The organism is Aminobacter sp. P4_H6_2 (assembly GCF_056400805.1).
This window is the reverse complement of record NZ_JBFUKO010000648.1, coordinates 1-2,914: the sequence shown is the minus strand read 5'-3', so window position 1 is coordinate 2,914 and position 2,914 is coordinate 1. Positions and strand designations below refer to the sequence as shown.

At 61.1% G+C, this 2,914-nt stretch carries 1 protein-coding gene and 2 pseudogenes; all 3 read right to left on the bottom strand.

Annotation, left to right across the window (positions count from 1 at the left end):
• Window positions 1-154 precede the first annotated feature (154 nt).
• A pseudogene (locus AC1DUU_RS28040) lies at window positions 155-1,450 on the bottom strand (autotransporter family protein).
• Window positions 1,451-1,463: 13 nt separating this feature from the next.
• On the bottom strand, window positions 1,464-1,844 hold the full coding sequence (locus tag AC1DUU_RS28035) for a hypothetical protein (protein WP_476786614.1): 381 nt from the start codon (window positions 1,842-1,844) through the stop codon (window positions 1,464-1,466).
• Window positions 1,808-2,914 (bottom strand): annotated as a pseudogene (locus AC1DUU_RS28030) (autotransporter outer membrane beta-barrel domain-containing protein); the annotation flags it as partial. The pseudogene AC1DUU_RS28030 and the gene AC1DUU_RS28035, both read right to left, overlap by 37 nt.

Genomic DNA, 2,914 nt, shown 5'->3' with positions numbered 1-2,914 from the left:
AACCTGTCCAAAAGGTGTGACTGGCGCGATTCTGATCAGCATCTTGAAACACGATGCGGCGGATGCCTGTCGTGAACTCGCTTGCAACCCCCACCCGTCAGGTCACATTGGAGCCCAGCTTACCTACTATCGGACCCGGCATCACAATGGGCGCCTAGAACTTGACGGTGAGACCGGCTGTGCCGGAAATACCGTAGCTGCGGCCGAAATTGATCAGGCTGGTGTCGACCGTGGCTTGCCCATGGAGAGCATATTTGTCATTTCCCCACGCGTATGAGCCGCCAAGACCGAGGCCAGCCCAAAGGCTTTCCTGCTCGCTTACGAGGGGGGTCGCAGCAAGCACGGTAGTGGCCTGCGGCATGAGGTCATAATAGAGATTGGTGATGCCATAGGCATGGATGCGGCTGGTTGCGCCGCGGTCATCTGTCCAGGCATTCTGGTAGTCGGCTGAAACGCCAAGACGGATCTTGAGATCATTTCCATCGGAGAGCGACACCGCGGCACCAAAGACGTCGGTAAATGGATCGTAGTTGATGCCGGAATAGATCAGCTGGACCTGTGGCGTCACCGACCAATCTGGGTCCAGCGCTATCGGCTGACCTGCTTCCAGACCAAGTGCATAGCCGAAGCCGCCATTGCCTGAGACCAGCCTGGTTGCTGCGGTGGAGGACGAGAGCGTGCTGTCATACCAGGTGAGGTTTGCCTAGGCATCGAGATAGAAGCCGTTCGAGCCGTACCAGGTCAGCGAGCCGCCAAAACCGTACCCGCTGCTGCGGATCGTTCCGTTTCCAAAGATCGAGGCAACGTCGCCAGCAATGGTGCCATAGCGCAGGGAAAGGCCGCCCAGCAGACTTCCGTCCTCTCCGACGTAGAGTTGACCATCCGCCCCGGCCTGCAATTGCCAGGTGTCGATATCATAGTCGGTGCCGGTCGTGGAGGACCTGGGGTCCACGTGCATCTGGCGCCCTACAATCCGGCCCCAGACGCCGCTATTGGCGCCAGCACCGTCAACCATGGCACCGGTGTCGATCATGCCCGCGGCCCAGGAACGATTGCCGACGCGCTGTTGCAGCGTGTCGAGTGTATTGAAGCTCTGCAGCACAGCGGCATAGGCCTCGTAGACCGGTGCGCCGGCGTGATAGAGTGGGCCAATGGTACCGGGATTGAGCAAGGCTGAACGCAGATACCAATCACCATCTGCCGGTGTGCTCACACCGCCCTGATAAAGACGGTAAGCGTAGGCTCCGGCAACCACGRCTGGGTCACCTTCGAAGGTATAGCTGCCCCGCAAAGTGAAGTTGCCGCCGGACTGGCCGCCGACATCGATGATCTTGATGCCTTCGTTTGTCTGTGCGCCAGCGCCGCCGAGATTGATGACGCGGACATTGGTGCTGCCGGACGTATCGCCGGTCACGACAAGCCGATCCGTGGCCGAGCTGTCGTCGCCCAGAACCGTCTCGATCTCAAGTGTGCCGCCATTGCCGGCATAATTTGCCCGCCACAGTCAGGGTACCGATCGAATTACCCGGGGCGATGGTGCCGCCGGAGAAATTTGTGGTGGCGCCGACCTGGCCAGTGCCTTGCAGGCGTCCGCCGACGACGTCCAGGGTTCCCCCGAGGATGCCGTTGATTGACAGGATGCCGTCATACACCCCAGACACGCCTGAGAGGCCCGAATTGTTGGCGGTGAGCGTGGTCTGGCCGGTACCAATCTGCCGGACGCCACCCGTGCCGGTGATCGTGCCGCCGAAGGTCACCATGTCGGACCGATCGAAGGCCAGAATGCCACTATTGGCGACATTGCCGACTATGCTGCCGCTCGTGCCGCCATCGCCCAGTTGCAAGGTGCCGGCGGCGATGGTCGTACCGCCGACATAGCTATTGCCGCTGTCAAGGTCAGCGTACCCAGACCATCCTTGGTCAGGCCGCCCGCGCCGGTCATTTCGGGGGCGATGTCGATATCGTGGCCGTTGGTATCGATGATACCGCCTGCGGTGCCCAGGGTGACCTGTTGAGCGCCATAATTGCGGAAGAAAGTCGCATTGTCGCTGGTGGTCCGAACGATGCCGCCATCCAGGGTGACATTTGCCGTGCCCACGCCGCCGCGGAAACCATTGGTTTCCAGAACCCCGCGCGCACCCGGGGTGCCCAGCACATTCAGCGTGCCGCTTGCCGCCCCATCCGATATGCCCAGATAGACGCAGTTAAGCGCAAAAACCCGGGCGCCGTCTTCGATGTTCATGGCACCGACGCCGTAGTTGCCCAAGGTGAGATTGGAGCCGGTCATCTGCCAAATCGACCCCGCGCCTGTCACGGTGACGTTGCCGTGGCCACCGGGATTGGCACCCACATAGCCTTGCTTGCTGATCACCTGGGCACCGTCCTCGATCCGCAAAACGCCTTGGGCGCCCAAGCCAATCGTAAGCTGGTCCGTCATGGTCCAGGACCCGCCCGATGTCAGCAGCGCCACCCCATATTCGGCGACGCCAATGATCGCGTCGTAGCTTGAGACTGTGGAGCTGTCCGAGATGACAATTTCGCCCTGACCGAAATTGCCAATGTTGATCCGGCCATTCGTCTCGATCCGGCCGCCGTGGGTAACGTGCAATGTGCCGCTCCCCTCTTCGCCAATATGCAGGTTGTATTGATTGGTCCAGGTGGAGGCATTGCCAAAGCCATCGTCGCCCGACACAGTCACAACACCTACGCCGCCCGAGCTGCCGCCAATATAGCCACTGGTATCCGTCACGACCCCGCCATCGAGGATGTTGAGTGTCCCGGTGCCCTGGCGGCCGACATAGAGAAAATCGGTGTTGGTCCAGGTGGAGGCATTGCCCGCGCCATCGTGCCCCGTGACGGTGACGGTGCCATCGCCGCCGATATCGCTGCCAACCGAGCCCTGCCTGTTGGTCAG